At 72.2% G+C, this 21,603-nt stretch carries 17 protein-coding genes; 5 read left to right on the top strand and 12 right to left on the bottom strand.

Annotated elements, in window-relative coordinates:
• On the top strand, positions 1-299 hold a 299-nt coding region (locus IE244_RS42505; RefSeq protein WP_229854654.1), incomplete at its 5' end, for a hypothetical protein.
• A gap of 109 nt (positions 300-408) precedes the next feature.
• On the opposite strand, the gene IE244_RS36800 is transcribed toward IE244_RS42505, so the two are convergent.
• Positions 409-1,416 carry a stage II sporulation protein M gene (locus IE244_RS36800; RefSeq protein WP_191877938.1) on the bottom strand — a complete coding sequence of 336 codons (1,008 nt, stop codon included), beginning with the start codon at positions 1,414-1,416 and terminating at the stop codon, positions 409-411.
• Between the two features lie 151 nt (positions 1,417-1,567).
• On the opposite strand from IE244_RS36800, the gene IE244_RS36805 reads away from it, so the two are divergent.
• Entirely contained in the window at positions 1,568-2,488 is a 921-nt protein-coding gene (locus IE244_RS36805; protein ID WP_191877999.1) for an RDD family protein, read from the top strand.
• A 29-nt stretch (positions 2,489-2,517) separates the two neighbouring features.
• Here the strand turns inward: IE244_RS36805 and IE244_RS36810 are convergent, their stop codons facing one another.
• Both IE244_RS36810 and ahcY read right to left on the bottom strand, forming a co-directional pair.
• Positions 2,518-3,132 (bottom strand): hypothetical protein, encoded by a 615-nt coding sequence (locus tag IE244_RS36810; RefSeq protein WP_191877939.1) that lies wholly within the window; start codon positions 3,130-3,132, stop codon positions 2,518-2,520.
• A 280-nt stretch (positions 3,133-3,412) separates the two neighbouring features.
• Positions 3,413-4,870, bottom strand: coding sequence for an adenosylhomocysteinase (gene ahcY, locus IE244_RS36815; protein WP_191877940.1), 1,458 nt, complete (start codon positions 4,868-4,870; stop codon positions 3,413-3,415).
• Positions 4,871-5,342: 472 nt separating this feature from the next.
• Here ahcY and IE244_RS36820 point away from each other — a divergent pair, with 472 nt between their 5' ends.
• Positions 5,343-7,580, top strand: a complete 2,238-nt coding sequence (locus tag IE244_RS36820; protein WP_268252924.1) for a fructose-specific PTS transporter subunit EIIC — start codon at positions 5,343-5,345, stop codon at positions 7,578-7,580.
• A 346-nt stretch (positions 7,581-7,926) separates the two neighbouring features.
• Here the strand turns inward: IE244_RS36820 and IE244_RS36825 are convergent, their stop codons facing one another.
• From IE244_RS36825 to IE244_RS36850, 6 genes are all read right to left on the bottom strand, one after another.
• The gene (locus IE244_RS36825; RefSeq protein WP_031171407.1) at positions 7,927-8,907 is read right to left on the bottom strand and encodes a cation diffusion facilitator family transporter; all 981 of its coding nucleotides are present in this window, start codon (positions 8,905-8,907) and stop codon (positions 7,927-7,929) included.
• 204 nt (positions 8,908-9,111) lie between these two features.
• Positions 9,112-10,263, bottom strand: coding sequence for a mannose-6-phosphate isomerase, class I (gene manA / locus IE244_RS36830; protein ID WP_191877941.1), 1,152 nt, complete (start codon positions 10,261-10,263; stop codon positions 9,112-9,114).
• Positions 10,264-10,364: 101 nt separating this feature from the next.
• Entirely contained in the window at positions 10,365-11,492 is a 1,128-nt protein-coding gene (locus tag IE244_RS36835) for an SIS domain-containing protein (protein WP_191877942.1), read from the bottom strand.
• A gap of 58 nt (positions 11,493-11,550) precedes the next feature.
• Complete coding sequence (locus IE244_RS36840) at positions 11,551-11,733, bottom strand: Trm112 family protein (protein ID WP_031171400.1); 183 nt, start codon at positions 11,731-11,733, stop codon at positions 11,551-11,553.
• A gap of 202 nt (positions 11,734-11,935) precedes the next feature.
• The gene (locus IE244_RS36845) at positions 11,936-13,300 is read right to left on the bottom strand and encodes a phosphomannomutase/phosphoglucomutase (protein ID WP_191877943.1); all 1,365 of its coding nucleotides are present in this window, start codon (positions 13,298-13,300) and stop codon (positions 11,936-11,938) included.
• Between the two features lie 79 nt (positions 13,301-13,379).
• A complete protein-coding gene (locus IE244_RS36850; RefSeq protein ID WP_191877944.1) occupies positions 13,380-13,805 on the bottom strand; it encodes a DUF3499 domain-containing protein in 426 nt (141 codons plus the stop codon).
• Between the two features lie 446 nt (positions 13,806-14,251).
• Here IE244_RS36850 and IE244_RS36855 point away from each other — a divergent pair, with 446 nt between their 5' ends.
• Positions 14,252-14,635 carry a metallopeptidase family protein gene (locus IE244_RS36855; protein WP_191877945.1) on the top strand — a complete coding sequence of 128 codons (384 nt, stop codon included), beginning with the start codon at positions 14,252-14,254 and terminating at the stop codon, positions 14,633-14,635.
• Between the two features lie 214 nt (positions 14,636-14,849).
• Here the strand turns inward: IE244_RS36855 and IE244_RS36860 are convergent, their stop codons facing one another.
• From IE244_RS36860 to IE244_RS36870, 3 genes are all read right to left on the bottom strand, one after another.
• Positions 14,850-16,364 (bottom strand): DUF5719 family protein, encoded by a 1,515-nt coding sequence (locus IE244_RS36860; protein WP_191877946.1) that lies wholly within the window; start codon positions 16,362-16,364, stop codon positions 14,850-14,852.
• On the bottom strand, positions 16,361-20,023 hold the full coding sequence (locus IE244_RS36865; protein ID WP_191877947.1) for a glycosyltransferase family 2 protein: 3,663 nt from the start codon (positions 20,021-20,023) through the stop codon (positions 16,361-16,363). The genes IE244_RS36860 and IE244_RS36865 overlap by 4 nt, the downstream gene beginning before the upstream one ends.
• Positions 20,024-20,204: 181 nt before the next feature.
• Positions 20,205-20,468 (bottom strand): WhiB family transcriptional regulator, encoded by a 264-nt coding sequence (locus IE244_RS36870; RefSeq protein ID WP_010986447.1) that lies wholly within the window; start codon positions 20,466-20,468, stop codon positions 20,205-20,207.
• Between the two features lie 626 nt (positions 20,469-21,094).
• Between IE244_RS36870 and IE244_RS36875 the strand changes: the two genes are divergently transcribed.
• Positions 21,095-21,589, top strand: coding sequence for a cysteine dioxygenase (locus tag IE244_RS36875; protein WP_191877948.1), 495 nt, complete (start codon positions 21,095-21,097; stop codon positions 21,587-21,589).
• The last annotated feature ends 14 nt before the right edge of the window (positions 21,590-21,603 follow it).

Consider the following 21,603-nt stretch of genomic DNA (forward strand, 5'->3'; position numbering starts at 1 on the left):
ATTTTTGGCACGCTGTTGAGTTCTCAAGGAACGGTCGCTTCCTTTGTACTCACCCTCTCGGGCTTTCCTCCGGGCTTCCCTTCGGTGTTTCCGACTCTATCAGACCTTTTCTCGATCCGATTTCCTCGGTGCTTTCCAGGTTCCCGCTCTCGCGTTTCCCTTTCCGGCGGTTCCGACTTTATCAGAAGTTCTTGGCCGGTCTGACCGGCCGCTCATTTCTGAGTAATCGGGAGGCGCTTCACCGAGAAGTCGTTCTCGACATTCTCAGGGAGCTTGTAGAGTCTAACGGCGACCCGTGAACTTGTCCAGTTCCGGGCAACTGTTTGAATCTACCTCCCCACGCCATCCGTGTCAACGGTTTTTGCGGGGCGAAGAGGAGACTAGCAGCTCACGGGGGTGAGACGCACATCAGGCCGCGGTGGGGACCGAGGCGCTGCGGTCCGCCTCTTCGAGATCGCCGGTCTCACCTGCGCGTACCGCCCGGCCGCCCAGGACGTAGACGTACGCCAGGAATGCCAGCTCGGCCAGGACACCGATTCCGATGCGTGCCCAGGTGGGCAGGCCGGAGGGGGTGACGAAGCCTTCGATGGCGCCGGAGACGAAGAGGACCAGGGCGAGGCCTATCGCCATGCCGATCGCGGCGCGTCCTTCCTCCGCGAGAGCCGCGCGGCGGGTCCGCGGGCCTGGGTCTATGAGCGTCCAGCCCAGGCGCAGTCCCGTTCCGGCGGCGACGAAGACGGCGGTCAGTTCGAGCAGGCCGTGGGGAAGGACCAGGCCCAGGAACGTGTCCAGGCGGCCGGCGGAGGACATCAGACCGAATCCGACGCCGAGGTTGAGCATGTTCTCGAAGAGGATCCACAGCACAGGCAGGCCCAGGAAGACGCCGAGGACGAGGCACATCGCCGCTGCCTGGGCGTTGTTCGTCCACACCTGGGCGGCGAAGGCCGCCGCGGGATGGCTGGAGTAGTACGTCTCGTACTCGCCGCCGGGGCGAGTCAGCTCGCGCAGTTGGCTGGGTGCCGCGATGGAGGACTGTACGTCCGGGTGGGCGCCGATCCACCAGCCCAGGAGGATCGCGACGGCCGTGGAGACCAGTGCTGTGGGTACCCACCAGTGGCGGGCGCGGTAGACGGCGGCCGGGAAGCCTTGGCCCAGGAAGCGTGTGATGTCACTCCAGGAGGCGCGGCGGGTGCCGGCGACGGCACTGCGCGCGCGTGCCACCAGTTGGCTGAGCCGTCCCGTGAGCTGCGGGTCCGGGGCACTGGACTGGATGAGGGAGAGATGGGTGGCGGTGCGCTGGTAGAGGGCGACGAGTTCGTCGGCCTCTGCGCCGTTGAGGCGGCGCCGACGGCTGAGCAGGGCGTCCAGGCGGTCCCATTCGGCTCGGTGTACGGAGACGAAGACGTCCAGGTCCATGGGGTCTGCCTGCTCCTCGGCTGGTCGTCGACTGCTCGTGGTGGCGTCGCGGATGCTTTCGATCGCGATCAGCTTGTCGTACTGGGGCGCGATGCGCCCACAGCTTGGCAGACTTGCGCTTCCGGGGGCAGATCAGGGAAGGACGACGGGCGTGAGTGAGCTGGTGACGGGCGAGGCGGTGGCCCTCGAATTGCGGCCTGCCAAGCTGCCGAGCAGGGCGCTGGCCGTGCTGCTCGACCTCGGGGTGGCCGTGGTCGCGTACGTCGTCGTCAGCATCGCGGTGCTCATGGCGACGGCCTCTCTGGACGAGGCCGCGCAGGTGGCACTGTCGATCGCGACGTTTCTGCTGGTGCTGGTCGGCGGGCCGATCGCGGTGGAGACGCTCAGCCACGGGCGCTCGCTGGGGAAGCTGGCGTTGGGGCTGCGGGTGGTGCGGGACGACGGTGGGCCGATCCGGTTCCGGCACGCGTTGGTGCGGGGTGCTGTCGGTGTGGTCGAGATCCTGCTGACGTTCGGTGTGATCGCCTGCATCGCCTCACTGGTGTCGGCGCGCGGCCGGCGACTCGGGGACGTGTTCGCAGGCACGCTGGTGGTGCGTGAGCGGATACCCGCCGGTCGCGCCGCCTTCGTTCCGCCGCCGCCTCCGTGGCTGGCGGGGCGGTTCGCCGGGTTGGATCTCTCGGCGGTACCGGACGGGCTGTGGCTTGCGGTCCGGCAGTATCTGACCCGGATGGGGCAGCTCGATTCTCAGGTCTCGCTGGGGATGGCCCAGCGGCTCGCGGTCGACCTCGCGGCGCGGACGGGCGCGTCGGTGCCGCAGGATCTGCCGGCGGCCGCCTTCCTGGCGGCGGTGGTGCACGAGCGGCAGTCGCGTGAGGCCCGGCAGGCGTTCGGTGCCGGGGGGTTCGCTCCGCCGGTGGGCGCGGCCGGCGCGCCGGCCGGATATCAGCCGCCCGCTTCCCCGACTTCTTCGACGGCCCAGCCGCCGGCTCCGCTTGCGCCGCCGGCCGTACCGCCGCGGGACGAGCCGTCGGCCGACCGCCCGGCCACCGGTTTCGCACCGCCGGCGTAGGACGGAGGAAGAGGTCCGCTCGGCGACTTTCAGTCGAACGTCGACGGCGGTGACTGCAGGTCCTCCAGCTCGATGCCGGGCGCGGCCAGGACGACGTCTCCGGCGATGTGGACGGTGTGGCGTTCGCCTGTGTCCAGGTCCGTGACCTGGTACTCGTCCACGATCAGGGGCCCGTTGTCAGTGGCGTGTGCTTCGCTTTTCAGCAGGGCCCAGGACTGGTCCACGGTGCGGGGGGCGAGGACGGGGTCCGTAAAGGCGACCAGGCGCACGCGGGTCGCGTCGGACGAGGGGGTGAGGCGCAGGAGACGGGCCGTGGCGACGAGGAACGCGGGGGACGTGCCGGTGAAGGCGTGGGCGCGCACATGGCCTTCGGTGGCGTGGGTTCCGGTGGGGTCGGTGCGGACCCAGGTGACGCCGTCGAGGGCGGCGCCGCGCACCTGCCACTCACCCGCGTGGAGTTCAAGGCGGATGGGGCGGCCCAGGTCGTCCAGGGCGAGGTCGACCGAGCCGCGGTGATCGCCGGCGGGGCTGGTCACCCGGGATACATAGCGCCAGCCGGACGGGCCGGGGGCGCACTGGAAGTGTTCCTCGGCGAGGGGGGTGCGATCGTGCGGATCGTGGAGCGAATAGCGGCCGCGGGGCATGGGGGTCCTGGGTCTTGACGGGCTGGCGGTCCGGCGCCCGGGTCACTCCGGCCGATGCGGGCCGTCCCGTTCGGGGCGGGCCGTTCCGGTAGGGGCGAGGCGTTCCGGTAGGGGCGGGGCCGTTTCGGCTGGGGCATGGGCGGCCGGAGACGGGCGGGACCGCCAAAGGGGCAGGCCCCCGGCACGGGGGTGCGGGGGCCTGCCTCTGAGGACCTGCTGCCGGGGAGCGCGGCGGTGCACCGGCGTGCTCCCCGGCGGGCGGGTCCGGGGATTCGCCGGCTCAGTAGCGGTAGTGGTCCGACTTGTACGGGCCGTCGACCTCCACGCCGATGTACGCGGCCTGCTCCGGGCGCAGCTTGGTGAGCTTGACGCCGAGCGCGTCCAGGTGGAGGCGGGCGACCTTCTCGTCGAGGTGCTTGGGCAGCACGTACACGCCGGTGGGGTACTCGTCGGGCTTGGTGAACAGCTCGATCTGGGCCAGCGTCTGGTCCGCGAAGGAGTTGGACATCACGAACGACGGGTGGCCGGTGGCGTTGCCCAGGTTGAGCAGGCGGCCCTCGGACAGCACGATGATGACCTTGCCGTCCGGGAACTTCCAGGTGTGGACCTGCGGCTTGACCTCGTCCTTGACGATGCCGGGGATCTTGGCGAGGCCGGCCATGTCGATCTCGTTGTCGAAGTGGCCGATGTTGCCGACGATCGCCTGGTGCTTCATCTTCGCCATGTCCGACGCGAGGATGATGTCCTTGTTGCCGGTCGTGGTGATGAAGATGTCGGCGGTCTCGACGACCTCGTCGAGGGTCGTGACCTGGTAGCCGTCCATCGCCGCCTGGAGGGCGCAGATGGGGTCGATCTCGGTGATGATCACTCGGGCGCCCTGGCCGCGCAGGGACTCCGCGCAGCCCTTGCCCACGTCGCCGTAACCGCACACGACGGCGGTCTTGCCGCCGATCAGGACGTCGGTGGCGCGGTTGATGCCGTCGACCAGGGAGTGGCGGCAGCCGTACTTGTTGTCGAACTTCGACTTGGTCACGGCGTCGTTGACGTTGATCGCCGGGAAGAGGAGGACGCCGTCACGCTGCATCTCGTACAGGCGGTGGACGCCGGTGGTGGTCTCCTCGGTGACGCCGCGGATCTCGGAGGCCAGCTGGGTCCACTTCTGGGGGTTCTCACCCAGGGTGCGGTGCAGCAGCTGGAGGATGACGCGGTGTTCGTCGGACTCGGCGGTCTCCAGGCCGGGGACCTTGCCGTCCTTCTCGTACTCGACGCCCTTGTGGACGAGGAGGGTGGCGTCACCGCCGTCGTCCAGGATCATGTTCGGGCCGCCGGTGGGGCTGTCCGGCCAGGTCAGCGCCTGCTCGGTGCACCACCAGTACTCCTCCAGGGTCTCGCCCTTCCAGGCGAAGACCGGGACGCCCTGCGGGTTGTCGGGCGTGCCGTTCGGGCCGACGGCGATGGCGGCGGCCGCGTGGTCCTGGGTGGAGAAGATGTTGCACGAGGCCCAGCGGACCCGGGCGCCGAGGGCGACCAGGGTCTCGATGAGCACGGCGGTCTGCACGGTCATGTGCAGGGAGCCGGTGACGCGGGCGCCGGCGAGGGGCTGGGCCTCGGCGTATTCCTTGCGGATCGCCATCAGGCCCGGCATCTCGTGCTCGGCGAGGGTGATCTCCTTGCGGCCGAACTCGGCCAGCGAGAGGTCGGCGACCTTGTAGTCCTGTCGGTTGTCGACAGTCGTCATTGCGAGCTGCTCCTCGGTATCGGGTCGAGGTGGGTACGGCTGGTCTGCGCGGCGGCGGACACAGGAGTGCCCGAGAAGAGGACACAGGGATGCCCACGTACGCGCAGCGCAGTCCGTCGGAGGCCCTCTCTCCCTCGGCCGGCCCGCGTGGGGACCGCCCGACCGCCATCAGCAGCGACGTCTGGCTCCGTCCCAAGCTACACCGGACGGCCCGGTCGGCCCCAGTCCGCCTCCGGTCGGTTCGAAGAGCTCGGGCGGCGGTTACGGGGTGCGGGGCGGGGGCAGGAGCGGGGCCGGGCGGGGCTGCGGAATCCGGAGGACGGGAGTCCCATAAACCGGCACGAACAGGGACTTCGGCGCATTCGGGCCGTGGGCGGGGTGGTGCAGGATGCAGGGGAACCGGGGCCGTCCGGTTCCGCTCGCGGGGTGTCCGGGACGGCGCCTCGCGCGACGAAGGCGTTAGGAGATCGACGTGACCAGTCCGGCCGGCCCTCCCTCCGCGGAAGGCCTCGACGACGAGCGGCGGCAGCTGAAGCTGCTGGCGGTGACCGCCTGCCCGACGGGCATCGCGCACACCTATATGGCGGCGGAGAAGCTCGCGCAGGCCGCGGCGAGCCGTGGCATCGAGATGAAGGTGGAGACACAGGGGTCCATCGGGGCCGAGAACGTCCTTGATGACAACGATGTCAGACATGCGGACGGGATCATCGTCGCCGCGGACAAGGACGTCGACCTCAGCCGCTTCGCGGGCAAGCGGGTGCTGACGGTCGGGGTCGCCGAGGGCATCCACCATCCCGAGCGGTTGATCGACCGGGTGCGGTCGGCGCCCGTGTACGCGCCGGGCGGGGCCCCGGGTGGTTCGGCCGCCGGGACCGCCGGGGGCGGCAAGGAGCGGGGTCCGGTGTACAAGGCACTGATGAACGGCGTGTCGTACATGATCCCGTTCGTGGTCGTCGGCGGTCTGCTGATCGCGGTCTCACTGGCCCTCGGCGGGCATGCGACGGCGAAGGGCTATGTGATCCCGGACGGCACGTTCTGGGCGCACGTCAACGCGATCGGCGGGATCGGGTTCCAGCTGATGATCCCGGTCCTGTCGGGCTACATCGCCTATGCCATTGCCGACCGGCCCGCGCTGGTGCCGGGCATGATCGGCGGGTGGATCGCCAACACGGGGGCGTTGTACGACTCCAAGGCGGGCGCGGGCTTCATCGGGGCGATCGTGACCGGGTTCCTCGCCGGCTGTCTGGTGCTGTGGATCAAGAAGGTCAGGGTGCCGAGGTTCGTGCAGCCGATCATGCCGATCATCGTGATCCCGATCGTGGCCACGAGCGCGCTCGGGCTGTTCTTCGTCTATGTCATCGGCAAGCCGATCTCGTGGGTGTTCGAGCACCTGACGAGCTGGCTCGCCGGGATGACGGGGACGAGTGCGGTCCTGCTCGGCGCGATCCTGGGGCTGATGATCGCGTTCGACATGGGTGGGCCGGTCAACAAGACGGCGTTCCTGTTCGGTGCGGGACTCATCGCGAGCGGCAACCAGACGGTGATGGGCATGTGTGCCGCGGCGATTCCGGTGATGCCGCTCGGGCAGGGTCTGGCCACGCTGATCCGTCGGGGGCTGTACACCCAGCAGGAGCGGGAGACGGGGCTGGCGGCGCTGTTCATGGGGTGTTTCGGCATCTCGGAGGGTGCGATCCCGTTCGCGGCGGCGCGGCCTGCGCAGGTCATTCCGGCGAACATGCTCGGCGGCGCGGTGGCCGGTGCGGTCGCGGGGCTGGCCGGGGTGAAGGACGCGGTGCCGCACGGAGGGCCGATCGTGGCGGTGCTGGGCGCGGTGAGTGGAGTGCCCATGTTCTTCGTGGCCGTCGGCATCGGGGCGGGGGTCACCGCGCTGGCGACCGTGGCGATGGTGGATGTGAGTGGGCGCCGGCGGCGGGAGGTGCCTGACAGTGGGACTGCGGGTGCGGGTGTCCCTGGTGCGAATCCCTCGTCGACGGCGGGTGCGGGTGAGTCGTCGGTGGATGGGGGCGCAGCGGGTGCGGGTGCTCCGGTGGTGGGCACGGGTGCCGCGGTGGTAGGTGCCGGTGCTCCGTCTGCGGGTGCCGGTGTGCGCGCGACTGGTGTCGGTGCGGGTTCCGGGGCAGTCGTGCCCGGGCAGCGGGGAGAGACTTCGGCGGGCGGGGCTGGTGCGGGGGCTCCGGAGAGCCCGGTGCCCGTCTCGGCTCGGGGGGAGAGCGCGGCTGCCGGCAGCCCGGCCGAGGTGTTGTCCGGGTATCTCGATGAGCGGACCGTGCGGGGCGCGCTCGAAGCGGTGGGGAAGGACGCCGCGATCCGGGAGATGGCGGAACTGCTGGCGCGGAGCGGGCGGGTCGCCGATGTGGACGAGCTGGTGGCGACCGCGTTGCGGCGCGAGGCGCAGGGGACGACCGGGCTCGGTGAGGAGATCGCGATCCCCCATGCGAAGACCGATGCGGTGACGGCGCCGGTCGTCGGTTTCGCGCGGTCGGCCGAGGGGGTCGAGTGGGGTTCGCTGGACGGCACGAAGGCCCGGCTGGTGTTCATGATCGCCGTACCGGAGGCGGCCGCGGGCGACGAGCATCTGCGGATCCTCGCGCTGCTCTCGCGCAGGCTGACGGATCCCGGCTTCCGGGAGCGGCTGCTGGCCGCGCCGGACGAGCGGGCGGTGCTCGACGTGCTGGGCGAAGTCGGGTGAGTTCGGGTGAGCCGGGTGAGGTGAGCGGACGGGTGCGGGTGTCGGGCCGGCGGTCCCGGCCGGCGGTCCGGGCCCGCACGCCGCCGGCCCGTTCGCACCCTCCGCCGGTCCGGTTCGCGGGCAGGCTGAGCGGCTCGCGCGGCAGGCTGTCCGGGCCATGCGGGCCCGCCGCTCAGGGGGCGCGCGTTCGGGCGGGTGTGCCGGCAGCCAGGGCCTGGCCCCCGAAGAGAGGGTGGGGCCCCCTCCGCACCCCTTGGTGGCAGGGCCCGTAACTCTGCCCCGGGCCCCGCGGCTCTGGCCGGCTCACGCGGTTCCTGGGGATTGTCCGCGGGACGGGGCCCGGGGCTCAGTGGTCGGTGGCGTGGGGGGTCGGGCCGCCCGGGGTCGCCGCCGGGTCGGGGCCCTTGGCGGCCTCGGCCTCGCTGTAGATGTCCGGTTCGAGGTAGATGACGCGGGCGATGGGGACGGCGGCGCGGATGCGGGCCTCGGCGGCGTTGATGGCGTTGGCGACCTCGGCGGCCGTGTCGTCGTGCTGGACGGCGATCTTGGCGGCAACCAGCAGCTCCTCGGGGCCGAGGTGCAGCGTGCGCATGTGGATGACGCCGGTGACGGTGTCGCCGTCGACGGTCGCCTCCTCGATCTCCTTGATCACGTCGAGGCCCGCCGCCTCGCCGAGCAGCAGTGACTTGGTCTCGGCGGCCAGCACCAGGGCGATCAGGACGAGCAGGACGCCGATGCAGACGGTGCCGATGCCGTCCCAGACGCCGTCGCCGGTGAGCACGGCCAGGCCGACACCGAGGAGGGCGAGGACCAGACCGATGAGCGCCCCGAAGTCCTCCAGCAGGACGACGGGCAGCTCGGGCGCCTTGGCGCGGCGGATGAACTGCGCCCAGGACAGTCTGCCGCGCAGCTCGTTGGACTCCTTTATGGCCGTGCGGAAGGAGAAGCCTTCGGCGACGACCGCGAAGAGCAGGACGCCCACCGGCCAGTACCAGTTCTCCAGTTCGTGCGGGTGGACGATCTTCTCGTAGCCCTCGTAGACGGCGAACATGCCGCCGATGGAGAACAGGACGATCGAGACCAGGAAGGCGTAGATGAACCGCTCGCGGCCGTAGCCGAAGGGGTGCTGCGGGGTCGCCTCGCGCTGGGCCTTCTTGCCGCCGATGAGCAGCAGGAACTGGTTGCCGGAGTCGGCGAGCGAGTGGACGCCTTCGGCGAGCATGGACGAGGAGCCGCTGAACGCGAACGCCACGAACTTCGACGCCGCGATCGCGAGGTTGGCGCCGAGTGCCGCCACGATCGCCTTCGTACCGCCTGACGCGCTCATGTGTCCGCGTTGTCCCTTCGAACTCGTCGTCGCCTTCGTACGGCGCCTTCTCACGGCGCCTTCGTACGGCCACCGTGTCCGGGCGTGCCCCGGCTTTGCCCGGCCTTTGCCGGTGGGCCATTCTTGCAGCCCGGCCGGGCGCCGGCGCGTCAGGTGTCCACAACCCCGGTCATACGATCACAGCGCCGGTTTTCCACAGCCCCGTCACACCACCACCGTGGCGCGGAAGACCGTCCCCGCGCCGGAGATCTCCGCCGTCTGCGCGGCGGGGACGAAGACCGACTGCCCCGGCTTCAGCTCGTGTTCGCCCGCGTGGACCGAACCGGCCGTGCAGAGCAGGATCTGCGGGGTGGCGAGGGTGAGGTCGCGGGCGGTGCCGCCCTCGGAGAGGACGTACCGGGAGAGCCGGAACTCGTCGATCGGCGTCTCGTAGACCTCCTCGCCCTCCGGGGAGGCCTCGGGGCGGAGCACGCCCGGGTCACCCGCTTCGAAGCGGACCACCCGCAGCAGCTCGGGGACGTCGACGTGCTTCGGGGTCAGGCCGCAGCGCAGGACGTTGTCGGAGTTGGCCATGATCTCGACGCCGAGGCCGCTGATGTAGGCGTGCGGGATGCCGGCGCCGAGGAACAGGGCCTCGCCCGGCTGCAGGCGGACGCGGTTGAGGAGCATGCCCGCGATGACGCCGGGGTCGCCCGGGAAGTGGTGGGCGAGGACGGCGTAGGGGGCGTAGTCGCCGCCGAGGCGGGTGCAGGCGGCGGCGGTCTCGGTGACCGTCCGGGCCATTTCCTCCGGGTCGGCGGTGAGGATCGCGGTGAGGACCTCGCGCAGGGCCGCGTCCTCGGGGTGGGCGTGCAGCAGGTCGACGTAGGGCTTGAGGGAGGGGACGCCGAGTCCGTCGAGCAGGTCGGCGGCCTGGACGGGGTCGCGGAAGCCGCAGAGGCCGTCGAACTCGGACAGCGCGCAGATCAGTTCGGGCTTGTGGTTGGCATCCTTGTAGTTGCGGTGCGGTGCGTCGACCGGGATGCCGCGGCGCTCCTCGTCGGCGTAACCCTCCTTGGCCTGCTCCAGGTTGGGGTGTACCTGGAGGGAGAGGGGGGCGCCGGCAGCGAGGATCTTCAGGAGGAAGGGCAGGCGAGGGCCGAACTTCGCGACCGTCTCCGCGCCCAGCTCGCCCTTCGGGTCGGCGTCGATGACGTCGACGAGGGTCCCGCGCGCGGTGCGCGAGGGGGCTCCCGGGTGCGCGCCCATCCACATCTCCGCCTGCGGTTCGCCGGTCGGCTCGACGCCGAGCAGGTGCGGGATGGCGGTGGGGGAACCCCAGGCGTAAGGGCGGACGGTGTTGTCGAGGCGGTCCATGTGTCTTCTCTGTCTCCGTACGTACGCGGCTCAGCCGGACCGGCGGCTGAGCCGGTTGCCGTGCTGGTGGTGGGCGCGGGTCGGTGGACCCGGAGCAAAGATCAGGCCCCCGAAGCGAGCGCCAGGTAAACAGCGGCGAAATCCGTGACGGCGATCAGTTCCGCGAGGGTCTCCAGTTCACCGCCCTCCTCCGGTTCGAGCTCGCTGATCGGCGTGTCGTGGGTGAGGGCCAGGTCGCGGGCGGCCGGGGCGGCGGTGAAGCCGCCGATCGGGCGGTCGCGCAGCAGCACTACGCGCGCGTGCAGCGCGGGCTGTTCCTCGACGCGGTCGCGGAAGAAGTCGTCGGGGTCGGCGCTGGCGGCCAGCGGTCCGGCCAGCAGGGCGCTGTGCGCGGCGAGCGCCTCGGGGAGTTCGGAGACGAGTCCGGGGCGGCCGGCGAGTTCGGCGAGAGCGGCGGCGAAACGGCGCCCGGCGGGGCCCGCCGAGGGCCCTTCCGTCCACACCACGGGCAGCGCGTCGGCGAGTTCGGCGGCCAGGGTCTTGGCCGGGTTGCTGTAGGTGGCGATGGCGGGGCCGCAGCGCTCGGCGATGTGGTCCAGGCGGTCGGCGACCTTCTCCAGCGTCTCCGGCGGGGCGGTGAGCAGTCCGATGCGGTCCAGCAGCGCGAGCAGCGGGGTGAGCAGCGCCCAGAAGACGCCCGAGGAGGAGGCGGCGAGCGGTTCCTCCTGGTCGTACGGCGCTGTCGCCATCGGTACGAACAGGCCGTGGGCGCCGGCGACCGCCTCCGCGAGCGGGGTGCGGGGCGGGGCCACGGCGGCGACCGAGCAGCCGCGGCGGTAGGCCTGGTCGGCGAGGAGGGAGAGGCTGGGTTCGGTGCCGTCCGGGGTGGCGATCAGCAGCAGGTCGACGGAGCCGGTCCACCCCGGCAGTTCCCAGCGCAGGGCGCCCGCGGCCGAGGCGACGCCGGTCGGGGCCAGACGGACCACGGGGCTGCCGACGCCCGCCAGAGTGCCGAGGAGGTCGGCGGTGTGGGTGGCGGCGGCGCCGGGGCCGGCGATCAGCACGGAGCGCGGGCGGCCGTCGGGCTTGAGATCGCCGACGCCGGCCTCGGTGGCGTGCCGGGCGGCGGTGCGGACACGGGCGCCGGCCTCGGCGGCGCCGCGCAGCAGGCCCCGGCGGTCGGCCTCGGCCAGCCCTTCCGGGGTGTCGAGCAGCGATTCGTCCAGCATGGGCGGAAGCCTCCGATCGCCGAGGGTCCTGTGTGGGTTGTCTACGAGACGGGCGTCGTCACTCGGGGCGGCGGGCCTCGTCCACGAGGAGGACCGGGATGCCGTCGCGGACCGGGTAGGCGAGGCCACAGTCCTGGCTCGTGCAGATCAGCTCGGTGTCCTGGTCGTTGTGCTGCTCCTTGAGAGGGGCGTGGCAGGCCGGGCAGGCGAGGATCTCCAGGAGGCCGGCTTCGAGCGGCATGAGCGTTCCCTTCGAGGGCGGGGTATTTCTTTGGCCGGTGGTCAGCGTACCGCTGGCGGGCGGGCTGAGCTGGGCTCACGTGCCGCCCAGGGGGCTGCGCCCCCTGGACCGCCGTCTGCCCGTCCGGCCACCCGCTGGTTCGGCTGTGACGTCGGGTCCCGGCGGTGTCGGCTCAGGCCGCCGGGAAAGTGCCGTCCGCGGGTCAGGCCCTGATGATCGCCAGGGCCTCGTCGCGGATCTTCGTCATGGTCGCCTCGTCCTTCGCCTCCGCGTTCAACCGCAGGAGGGGCTCGGTGTTGGAGGGGCGGACGTTGAACCACCAGTCGGCGGCGGCGACCGTGAGGCCGTCCAGGTCGTCGAGGGTGATGCCGGCGCGGCCCTCGTAGGCGGAGCGGATCGCGGCGAGGCGGGCGGCCTGGTCGGCGACCGTGGAGTTGATCTCGCCGGAGCCGGTGTAGCGGTCGTACTGGGAGACGAGGGAGGACAGTGGGCCCTGCTGGCCGCCGAGGGCGGCGAGGACGTGCAGGGCGGCCAGCATGCCGGTGTCGGCGTTCCAGAAGTCCTTGAAGTAGTAGTGCGCGGAGTGCTCGCCGCCGAAGATGGCGCCGGTGCGGGCCATCTCGGCCTTGATGAAGGAGTGGCCGACACGGGTGCGGGCCGGGCTGCCGCCGTGTTCCTTCACGACCTCCGGGACCGTGCGGGAGGTGATCAGGTTGTGGATGATCACGCCCTTGCCGCCGTTGCGGGCGAGCTCGCGCCTGGCGACCAGGGCGGTGATGGCGGACGGGGAGACCGGGTCGCCGTTCTCGTCCACGACGAAGCAGCGGTCGGCGTCGCCGTCGAAGGCGATGCCCAGGTCGGCGCCCTCCGCCGGGACGCGCTTCTGCAGGTCCACGAGGTTGGCGGGGTCGAGGGGGTTGGCCTCGTGGTTGGGGAAGGTGCCGTCCAGTTCGAAGTACATCGGGACGAGGGTCAGGGGGAGGCCGGCGAAGACCGTGGGGACCGTGTGGCCGCCCATGCCGTTGCCGGCGTCGACCACGACCTTCAGGGGGCGGATGGAGGTCAGGTCGACCAGGGAGCGCAGGTGCGCCGCGTAATCCTCCAACGTCTCGCGGGAGGAGAGGGTTCCCGGCTGGGCGACCGGCTCGGGGGCGCCCGAGTCCAGCCACTGCTCGGCCAGTTCGCGGATCTGCGCGAGGCCGGTGTCCTGGCCGACCGGGGCGGCGCCGGCGCGGCACATCTTGATGCCGTTGTACTGGGCCGGGTTGTGCGAGGCGGTGAACATGGCGCCGGGCAGGTCCAGCGCGCCCGAGGCGTAGTACAGCTGGTCCGTGGAGCACAGGCCGATCTCGGTGACGTCCACACCGCGGTCCGCCGCGCCGCGCCCGAAGGCGCGGCTCAGCGCCGGGGACGAGGGCCGCATGTCGTGGCCGACGACGATCGCCGACGCTCCTGTCACCTCGGCGAAGGCCGCGCCGAACAGTCCGGCCAGTGACTCGTCCCACTGGTCCGGGACCACTCCGCGTACGTCGTACGCCTTCACGATCTGCGACAGATCAGCAGCCACGGCCAACCCTCCTGAAAGTTCTATGGGTGCCCACAAACTACCCGTTGGGGGTAAGGGGGAGGTGTGCGGCGCGGTGGGCTCAGTTGTCCGGTGAGCGCAGGACGCGCAGGTGTCCGCGGCGGGCGACCTCCATGGGATCCGCCGTGCGGGCTCCGCCGCCGCCCGCCTCGGCAGCGCGCTCCTGGGGGCGGGCGGCCTCGCGGACGGCGTTGGCAAGCGCTTCCAGATCGTCCCCGGTGGGGCGTGCGGGAGCGGAGCCGTCGAGGAGGCGTACGACCTCCCAGCCGCGGGGGGCGGTGAGGCGCTCGGAGTGCTCGGCGCACAGGTCGTAGCAGTGCGGCTCGGCGTAGGTGGCGAGGGGGCCGAGGACCGCGGTCGAGTCGGCGTAGACGTACGTCAGCGTCGCGACGGCGGGTCGACCGCAGGCGGTGCGCGAACAGCGACGTACAGGGCTCACGAGGTTGGACGGTACCGCACTCTTGAGCGGGCCGCGACGACTCTCCACCAGGTCACTCCACCGTGTCGTGCTGTGAAACGTCCCACACACCCCTTCGGGGGCACCTTGTTGACCTGCACGGACGGGCTCCCGTCGGGTTTGGGGCCCGACTCGATACGGTCACGAGTCGGCACAAACACCGTCAATTGCCTTGTGCTCGGCGGTCTTGGAGGGTTACGGAAACGAGCCATTCGTTGGCTGGAACGGTCATCTGGCGACATGGGGGTGGATGCCGCCGGTCGGAGGGGAATGGGCCGATCGGCGGCGGGCCGATCGGCGGCGGGCGCCGGCCGGTCCGGGGTGGTGGCCGGTTGCCGTGGAGGGAGGGGCGGGTTGCCGTGTGGGACCGGGCGTGCGGAGCGTGCGGGGACTACGCTTCCCCAGTGATGGACAACCGTGTACCGCCCCGTGCCGCCGGCCCCGGGCCCCGTCGCCGCGATCGTCATGGGCGGGGTATGAGGGGGCCGATCGCACCGCCGCAGGTGCCGCTCGCCGCCAGCCGTGCCGATGTGTTCGCGGACCTGGTGCAGGACTCCGTGGAGCGCCTTGAGCGGCGGTGGCCGCAGCTGGCCGACATCGATTTCCTCGTGTTGGAGGTGCCCCGGCTGGAGGGGCGGGGCGAGCAGGCGTGGAGCGATGAGGCCGTGCCGTTGGGCGGGGTCGTTGCGGCGCGGGACGGACGGCGGGCGCGGGTCGTGGTGTACCGGCGGCCGGTGGAGATCCGGACGAAGGGGCGGGACGAGCGGGCCGCGCTGGTGCACGAGGTGGTGGTGGAGCAGGTCGCCGAGTTGCTGGGGCTGACTCCGGAGACGGTGGATCCGCGGTACGGGGAGGATTAGTCCGGCGGGGCTCGGGGGCGGCTTGTGGTGGGCTTCGGGGTGTTTCCGTTGCCCGCGCCGACGGGGTGGGCGGTGCTGCCGCGGGACAACGGGGGCTAGGCCTGCCCGCGCCTGCGGGGCGCCGCTGCGCCCACCCGTGCCGCCCCAGCGGCACGACCGCCCGCAGCAGGGGGGCGAGTACCGGGGGCGATCCGAACGGGGCGGACGGGCGCAGCTAGGGCTTTTGCAGGACCGAGAGGTCTTCTGTCGCCGTCGGTACCGCCACCATGCCCCGGTCGTTCGGGAGGGTTTGGATGGTGAAGCCGGGGACTCCCTCCTCGGTGGCCGTCAGGGTGCGGGAGGCGTAGACCGGGCCGCCGGAGAGGGGCTCGACCGTGAGGGCGTACGTGCCCTTGAGGCCGGCGGGGGCGGGAACGGTGACGTTCTGCGTGGTGCCGGCCTTGATCGTGTACGTCTTCGACGTCGCCGTGCCGCCCTCGCTGCCCGCCGAGGCGGTGACCTTGACCGTGGCGGCGGCGGTGGGCGCCGCCAGGGCGAGTGTCGTGCCCTTGGCGCTGTTGTCCGCCGAGGTGGCGCGCGAGCCGACGGGGGCGGTGGCCGGGATGAAGGCCGTCTCCTGCCTGTCGCCCTTGCCGCGCACGACGCGGAGGGCCGCGACGACCGGGACCGACTGGTCCGTGGGCGTCAGGACCAGGGAGCCCGCCTCGCCGCGGGTCACCTCGCCGAGGTCGGCCGTGGTCGTCATGCCCGACTTCACATGGAGGGTCTCGTTGCCCGCCGGGGTGATCAGGCCGTCCGGCGAGGCCAGGCGGACCTTCAGGTCGGCGTCGTCGCCGCCGGGCGTGAAGGCGATCAGACGGACGTCGGTGGCGTCCTTCGGGATGCCGGGCAGCACCAGGCTGCCGGCCGGGTCGGAGGCCGCGGCCAGCCAGTCGCCGCCCGCCTTGTCGTCCAGGGCCTGCACGGACGCGCCGACCCGGCCGCTGCGCACGCTGACGTGCACGGTCAGGTCGGCCTGGCGTTCGTCGGTGAGCGTGGAGAGCAGGATCGGCTTGCTCGCGTGCGGCGGGACGGTGAGGTTCTCGCCGAGCGGGGACTTGATCGCGCCGTCCTTGCCGTACAGCTCGATGTCGACGACCGCGGCGGAGTCGTCGGGGTTGGTCAGGTGCACGTAGTCGGTGCGGCCGGCGGCCGTGCCCGCGCCCGGGAACCAGAAATCGGTGTCGGCGGCGGTGCAGTTGACGCCCTGGAGGCCGCGGCCGGTGCCGGCGGCGACCTCGGTGGTCTCCTGGACGGTCCAGCCCGGCGCGAACCTTCCGTCGGCGGTGCCGATGAGCGCGGGCGTGTCGGCGCCGGAGGTGTCACCGGTGGCCGGGGTGCCCGGGGCCTTGGGGGTGAGCACCGGCTCGTCCGCGGTCTTCTTCGCCCCCTTGGACCCCTTGGGGTCCTTGGCTCCCGTGTCGTCCGTCGACTGCTCGTCGGCCGCCTGGAGTTGGGCCTTGCCGCCGCTTTCCGCGCCCTGGGTGACGGGCGTGAACGACGTGTACGCCGTGTCGGCGATGTCCGAGATGCTCGGCGCCGGGCACAGCAGGCTCGTGCGCTGCACCGGAAGGTTCGCGGCCGGCTTGGCGGCGGCCCCGGACGCGGACGGGCCGTCGAACGCGGCGAACGCGGTGACGGCGGCCAGCGCGGTGGTGCCGGCGATCAGGGAGAGGGTGGTGCGGTTCACTGCTGGCTCCCGTCGGGGCGCTCGCTGCCGGTGCCATGGGGGTGCTGGGCCGGGTCGTAGCCCTGCTGGGCGGGGTCGTACGCCGGGTCGTAGCCCTGCTGGTAGGCCGTCGGGTCGTAGGGCATCTGGCCGTTCGTGCCGCCGTAGGCGTACGGGTCGTACTGGCCCGCCTGGTACGGGTCGGCGGCCGGGTACGCCTGCTGGTCGTAGCCGGAGGGCTGGTACGGGTCGCCGGTCTGGTACTGGTCGGCGCCGTAGCCGGGGTATCCGGTGTTCGGGTAGGAGGCCTGGTCCCAGTCCTCGTAGGACTGCTGGTGCGGCACGGCGGCCGGGGGCTCGGCAGGGGGTGTGGGTGCGGCCGGCTGCTCGTCGGCGGCGGCGGCCTGTTCCTCGGCCTGGGCGCGCAGGCGGCGGGCGCGGCGGCCCTCGCCCGCGGTGGCCTGGGCGGGCACCGGCTCCTCCTCGGGCAGGTCGTCGTCGACGTCGCGGCGGCGGCCGGGCAGGGCGAGGACGACCAGGACGACGGCGAGGGCTCCCTGGGCCCACAGCCACGCGGTGTGGGTGATCGGATCGCTGTAGGTGACGTCCAGCCTGCCGCCGTCGGCGGGCAGTTGGAAGCCCTGGGCCCAGCCGTCCACCGTGGTGCGGGTGAGCGGCCTGCCGTTCAGGGTGGCCGTCCAGCCGTCGGAGGCGGTGTCGGCGAGGCGCAGGACGCGGCCGGCCTGGCCGGCGGGGACGGTGGTGTGGATCTCCACCGGCCCTGCGGTGACCGACCGGGCGGTGCCCGAGCCGCCCGCCGGGACGATGGTGGCGCGGGAGACCTCCTGGTCGACACGCCACAGGGCGCTGCCGTTCTGCTGGCTGAGCCGGCTCAGGCCGGGGGTGGTGTCGAGGACGCGGGTGATGTCGCGGGGCGCGCCCTTGTGAACCAGGACGTACCGCACCGCGAAGCCGCCGAGTTCGTCGGCCTGGTCGGCGCCGGAGCCGGCGACGAGGTTGGCGACGACCTTGTCGAGCCGGGTGTTCCGGCCGTCGGCGGTGCTGACCTCGGCGTCGCCCATGCGGGCACCGGAGCCACGGACCAGGGTGTAGCGCACGCGCGCGGTGGAGTCGCTGTCCAGGATCAGGGTGCGGGCGCGGTCGCCGGTGGTGGAGTCCTCGGCGACGAACGCGGGCACCTGGGTGGGGTCGCGGCGCTCCAGGGGGCCGTCGGCGCCGCGGAGCATCCAGCCGGCGGCGACGAGCAGCGGGCCCGCGGCGCTGGCGAAGGCGATCAGGGCGGCGACGGGCTGGCGCCAGCCGAAGCTCTGCTCGGCCACGCGCGCGCGGGCCCCGTCGGCGCCGAGGGCGGCGGCGGCCAGCAGGGCGAGACCGTAGACGAGGGTGGCCGGGCCGGCCCAGGCGGTCTTGTTGGACAGGACGGCGAGGACGAGGGCCGCCAGGGCGACGACCCAGGCGGTGCGGACGGCCCGCTGCCGTTCGGAGCGCAGCAGCGCGGCGAGTGCGGCGAGGACGATGCCGATGAGCATCAGGCCGTTCACGGTGCCGGGGCCGCCGGGGCTCGCGCCGAGCAGGTCGAGCGCGGAGGCGGCCGAGGTGCCGTAGGCCAGGCCGGCTTCCTTGAAGAAGCCGGTCGGGAGCAGGGTCAGCGACCAGGGGGCCAGGATCAGCAGCGGGGTGCCGAGCTGGGCGAGGAAGCGCAGGACGTGGGCGCCGAGGTCGCCGCGGCGCAGGACGAGCACGCCGACGCCGAGGAGCAGCGCGAGGGGCCAGACGATCGGCGTGAAGGCGGTGGTGATGCTCAGCAGCAGCGCGTACGCCCAGGTCGCTCGCCAACTGCCGCGCGCACCGGAACGGTTCGCGAGGCCGCTCGCGGCGATGCCGGCGCGCGCGATGAGCGGCAGCAGCACGGCGAGGACGGCGGTGCCGATGCGGCCGCCGGCCAGGGCGCCGGTGGTGGCGGGCAGGAAGGCGTAGGCGACGGCCGCCCAGGCGCGCAGCAGCCGGGAGGTGACGAGCGGCCGGGAGGCGAAGTAGGCGGTGCATCCGGCGAGCGGTACGGAGGCGACCAGCAGGACGGTGACGGCGAGTCCGGTGGACCCGAACAGAATCGTGGCGAGGGTCGCGACGACGGCGAGGTAGGGCGGGGCGGGCGGGGTGCCGCCCGCGCCGACCGGGTGCCAGGCGTCGGCGAAGCGGGACCACAGCTCGCCGGTGCCGGCGGGGGCGGGCAGCAGGGCGCCGCCCGCGAGCGCGCCGCCGGAGAGCAGGGCGCGGCAGGCGGTCAGGGAGATGAGCAGCAGGGCGAGGAAGAGCACCGGGCCGGGCCTGCGGGCGATCCGCTTGAGCCGGGCGAACTGCTCGACCTCCAGGAAGTCGGCGTCGTCGCCGCCGGGTCCGGACTCGACGGCGCCGCCGTGTCGGCCGGCCCGGGCGGTGTCGTCGGAGCCGCTGCTGAAGTTGGCGGCGAGCTGTTCCACGGTCGCGCGGACGGTCGCGCCGGGGGGCGGGAAGAGCGGGCGCAGTTCGCCCTTGTCGGTCTGCGGGCGTCCGCGGCGGCGCCGTGCGGCGATGATCCGCTCGGGGCGCAGCAGGGTGCTGAGCAGGCCCCTGATCTCGTCGACGGCCTGGCCGGGCACCTTGCCGACGAGGTAGGCGAGGGTGCGCAGGACGGTGCCGAACACCAGCCGCAGCAGCACCCAGGGCAGCGCGGCGCCGCGGGTGTTGACGAGCAGGGTGTAGACGGCGCCGGCCTTGTCGACCTTGTGCGGGGAGGCGGCGGTGCGGCCGACGCAGTCGACGGTGCGGCGCTCGCGGGAGGCGGCCTCGGCGTGCCGGACGACCGCTTCGGGGGCGATCAGGACGCGGTGGCCGGCGGCATGGGCGCGCCAGCACAGGTCGACGTCGTCGCGCATCAGGGGCAGTCGGCGGTCGAAGCCGCCGAGCTGTTCGAAGACGTCGCGGCGGATGAGCATGCCGGCGGTGGAGACGGACAGCACGGTGCGGACGTGGTCGTGCTGGCCCTGGTCCTGTTCGCGGCGGTCCAGGCCGGTCCAGCGGCGGCCGGAGTGGGCGATGGAGACGCCGACCTCCAGCAGCTGCCGACGGTCGTACCAGCCGCGCAGCTTGGGGCCGACGATCGCCACGTCGTCGCGGCCCAGCTCCAGTTCGGTGTCGACGACCCGCAGCAGCTGGGCGAGGGCGTCGGGTTCGGGGGCGCAGTCGTCGTGCAGCAGCCAGAGCCACTGGATGGGCTCGCCGTACGGCAGGTCGGGCAGGTCGTAGGCGTCGTCGCGCCAGGAGCGGGTGACCGGGTCCCAGCCGCTGGGGCGCTTGAGGTACGGCAGCTCTTCCGCGGTGAGGGCCGGGGCCGTACGGCTCGCCTCCTCGACGGCCTGGCCGAAGCCGGTGCGCCGGGCGAGGTGCAGGACGCCCGCGTCACCGAGGGCGTCGGTGAGCAGCCGGGCGGAGTCGTCCGCGCTGCCGGTGTCGGCGGCCACCGCGTACTGCACGGGGCGCTCCTGGCCGAGCAGCCCGGCGAGGGCGTCGGGCAGCCAGCGGGCGCCGTCGTGGGAGACGAGGACCGCGGTCACCACGTGGCGCGGGAACTCAGGTGTGGCAGCCGAGTCTTGGGCTGCCGTATGGCTGTGCACGGACATCGAGGTGCGGGCCCCGGTTCGATGGACTGCGGTGGACGCCCGCGCCCTCTCGGGTGCCGAGGGGACAGCGAGGCGTCTCGGACGAGCGCCCACACTATCGGCTGGCCATGACGACGGCCCGCCGCCTGTGGATAACCCACCGGCTACGGGCCGTTCATTATGTTTTGGGCTGAATGTCCGGTCAGATGGCGGCCTTCTTCAGCCGGCGGCGTTCCCGCTCGGACAGGCCGCCCCAGATACCGAAGCGTTCGTCGTTGGCGAGGGCGTACTCAAGGCACTCGGAGCGGACCTCGCAGGCGAGGCAGACCTTCTTCGCCTCTCTGGTGGAACCGCCCTTCTCGGGGAAGAAGGACTCGGGGTCGGTCTGGGCGCACAGCGCGCGCTCCTGCCAGCCGAGTTCCTCGTCCGCGTCGTCGACCAGCAGTTGCTGCACCAGCTCGGTCATGTGCGCCCCTCGTCTGTCTTTCGCGTCCCCGTGTTGCCGCTGCCGATTTCGGCTGAACGACACGAGTGAAATTACAAGTGTGCTGCTCCGGGCGAGTCAAGCCGAGATCTGCTATTGAGCCCGTTATTCACTCTGCGGAACCAAGGCCATGCGGAAAGTGTTCAAATCGGCATAAACCTCGACACGCGGGCGAGGGCCGAGGAGGCGGTCGAACCCCGCACAACCCTCTGTACGGAGAAGGACGCCTCTGTGTTCGATCGCGTTGCACGAGGCTTGAGCGCTCGGATGTGCCCCATGTGTCCCCGGGTCCGGGTGAACAAACCTTTCACCTGACAGATGAACCGGATGAGGTGAAACCTGTCCCACATACCGGGCGTCGAGTTGACAGCTCAGGTGTGAGCCGGTGTCCTAGTGGGCATGCTCGCGAACTTGGCACCCACCTCGACCCGCACCGCCGGGTCCCACGGTGCTGCCCGGTCTCGCTGTAGCTGTTGTCGCTGTTGCAGCTGTTGAGCCCGTCCGTCGCTCCAGCTGTCGCCGAGTCCTCCCAGCCGACCCGGCCGCTCCGTCCTCCGCAGGACCCTCCGCCAGGACCCCACTTCTTCCGCTGAGGAACACCGCACCCCATGAACAGCGACAACGACCTCCAGATCGCCGGCGACATCCTCGAAGTCCCGCACCTGCTCCAGCCGCCGCGCGAGCACCCGGCCACCGTTGCCGAGTTCGCGGGCCTCGCCCGCTCGATCGCCGCCGACCGCTCCCAGTGGGCCCACCTCGTCCGCTACGACGCGACCACCCGCTGGTACCACCGGCTGCGCACCGGTCCCGGCTACGAGGTGTGGCTGCTGTCCTGGGTGCCCGGGCAGGCCAGCGGGCTGCACGACCACGGCCGCTCCTCGGGCGTCCTCACCGTCCTGGAGGGAACGCTGACCGAGCGCACCGAACGGAGCACGCGCGCGTTGACGCCGGGAGCGGAGCGGGTGTTCGCGCCGGGCTACGTCCACGAGGTCGTCAACGACGCGCTGGAGCCGGCGGTCAGCCTGCACGTCTACTATCCGGGCCTGACCGAGATGCCCATGCACAGCGCACCGCACTGCGAGGCTCGTCCGGTGACTGCCTGACGCGTTGTCGTACC

The sequence above is a fragment of the Streptomyces filipinensis genome (assembly GCF_014649495.1).
In the GTDB taxonomy this organism is placed as follows: Bacteria; Actinomycetota; Actinomycetes; order Streptomycetales; family Streptomycetaceae; genus Streptomyces; species Streptomyces filipinensis.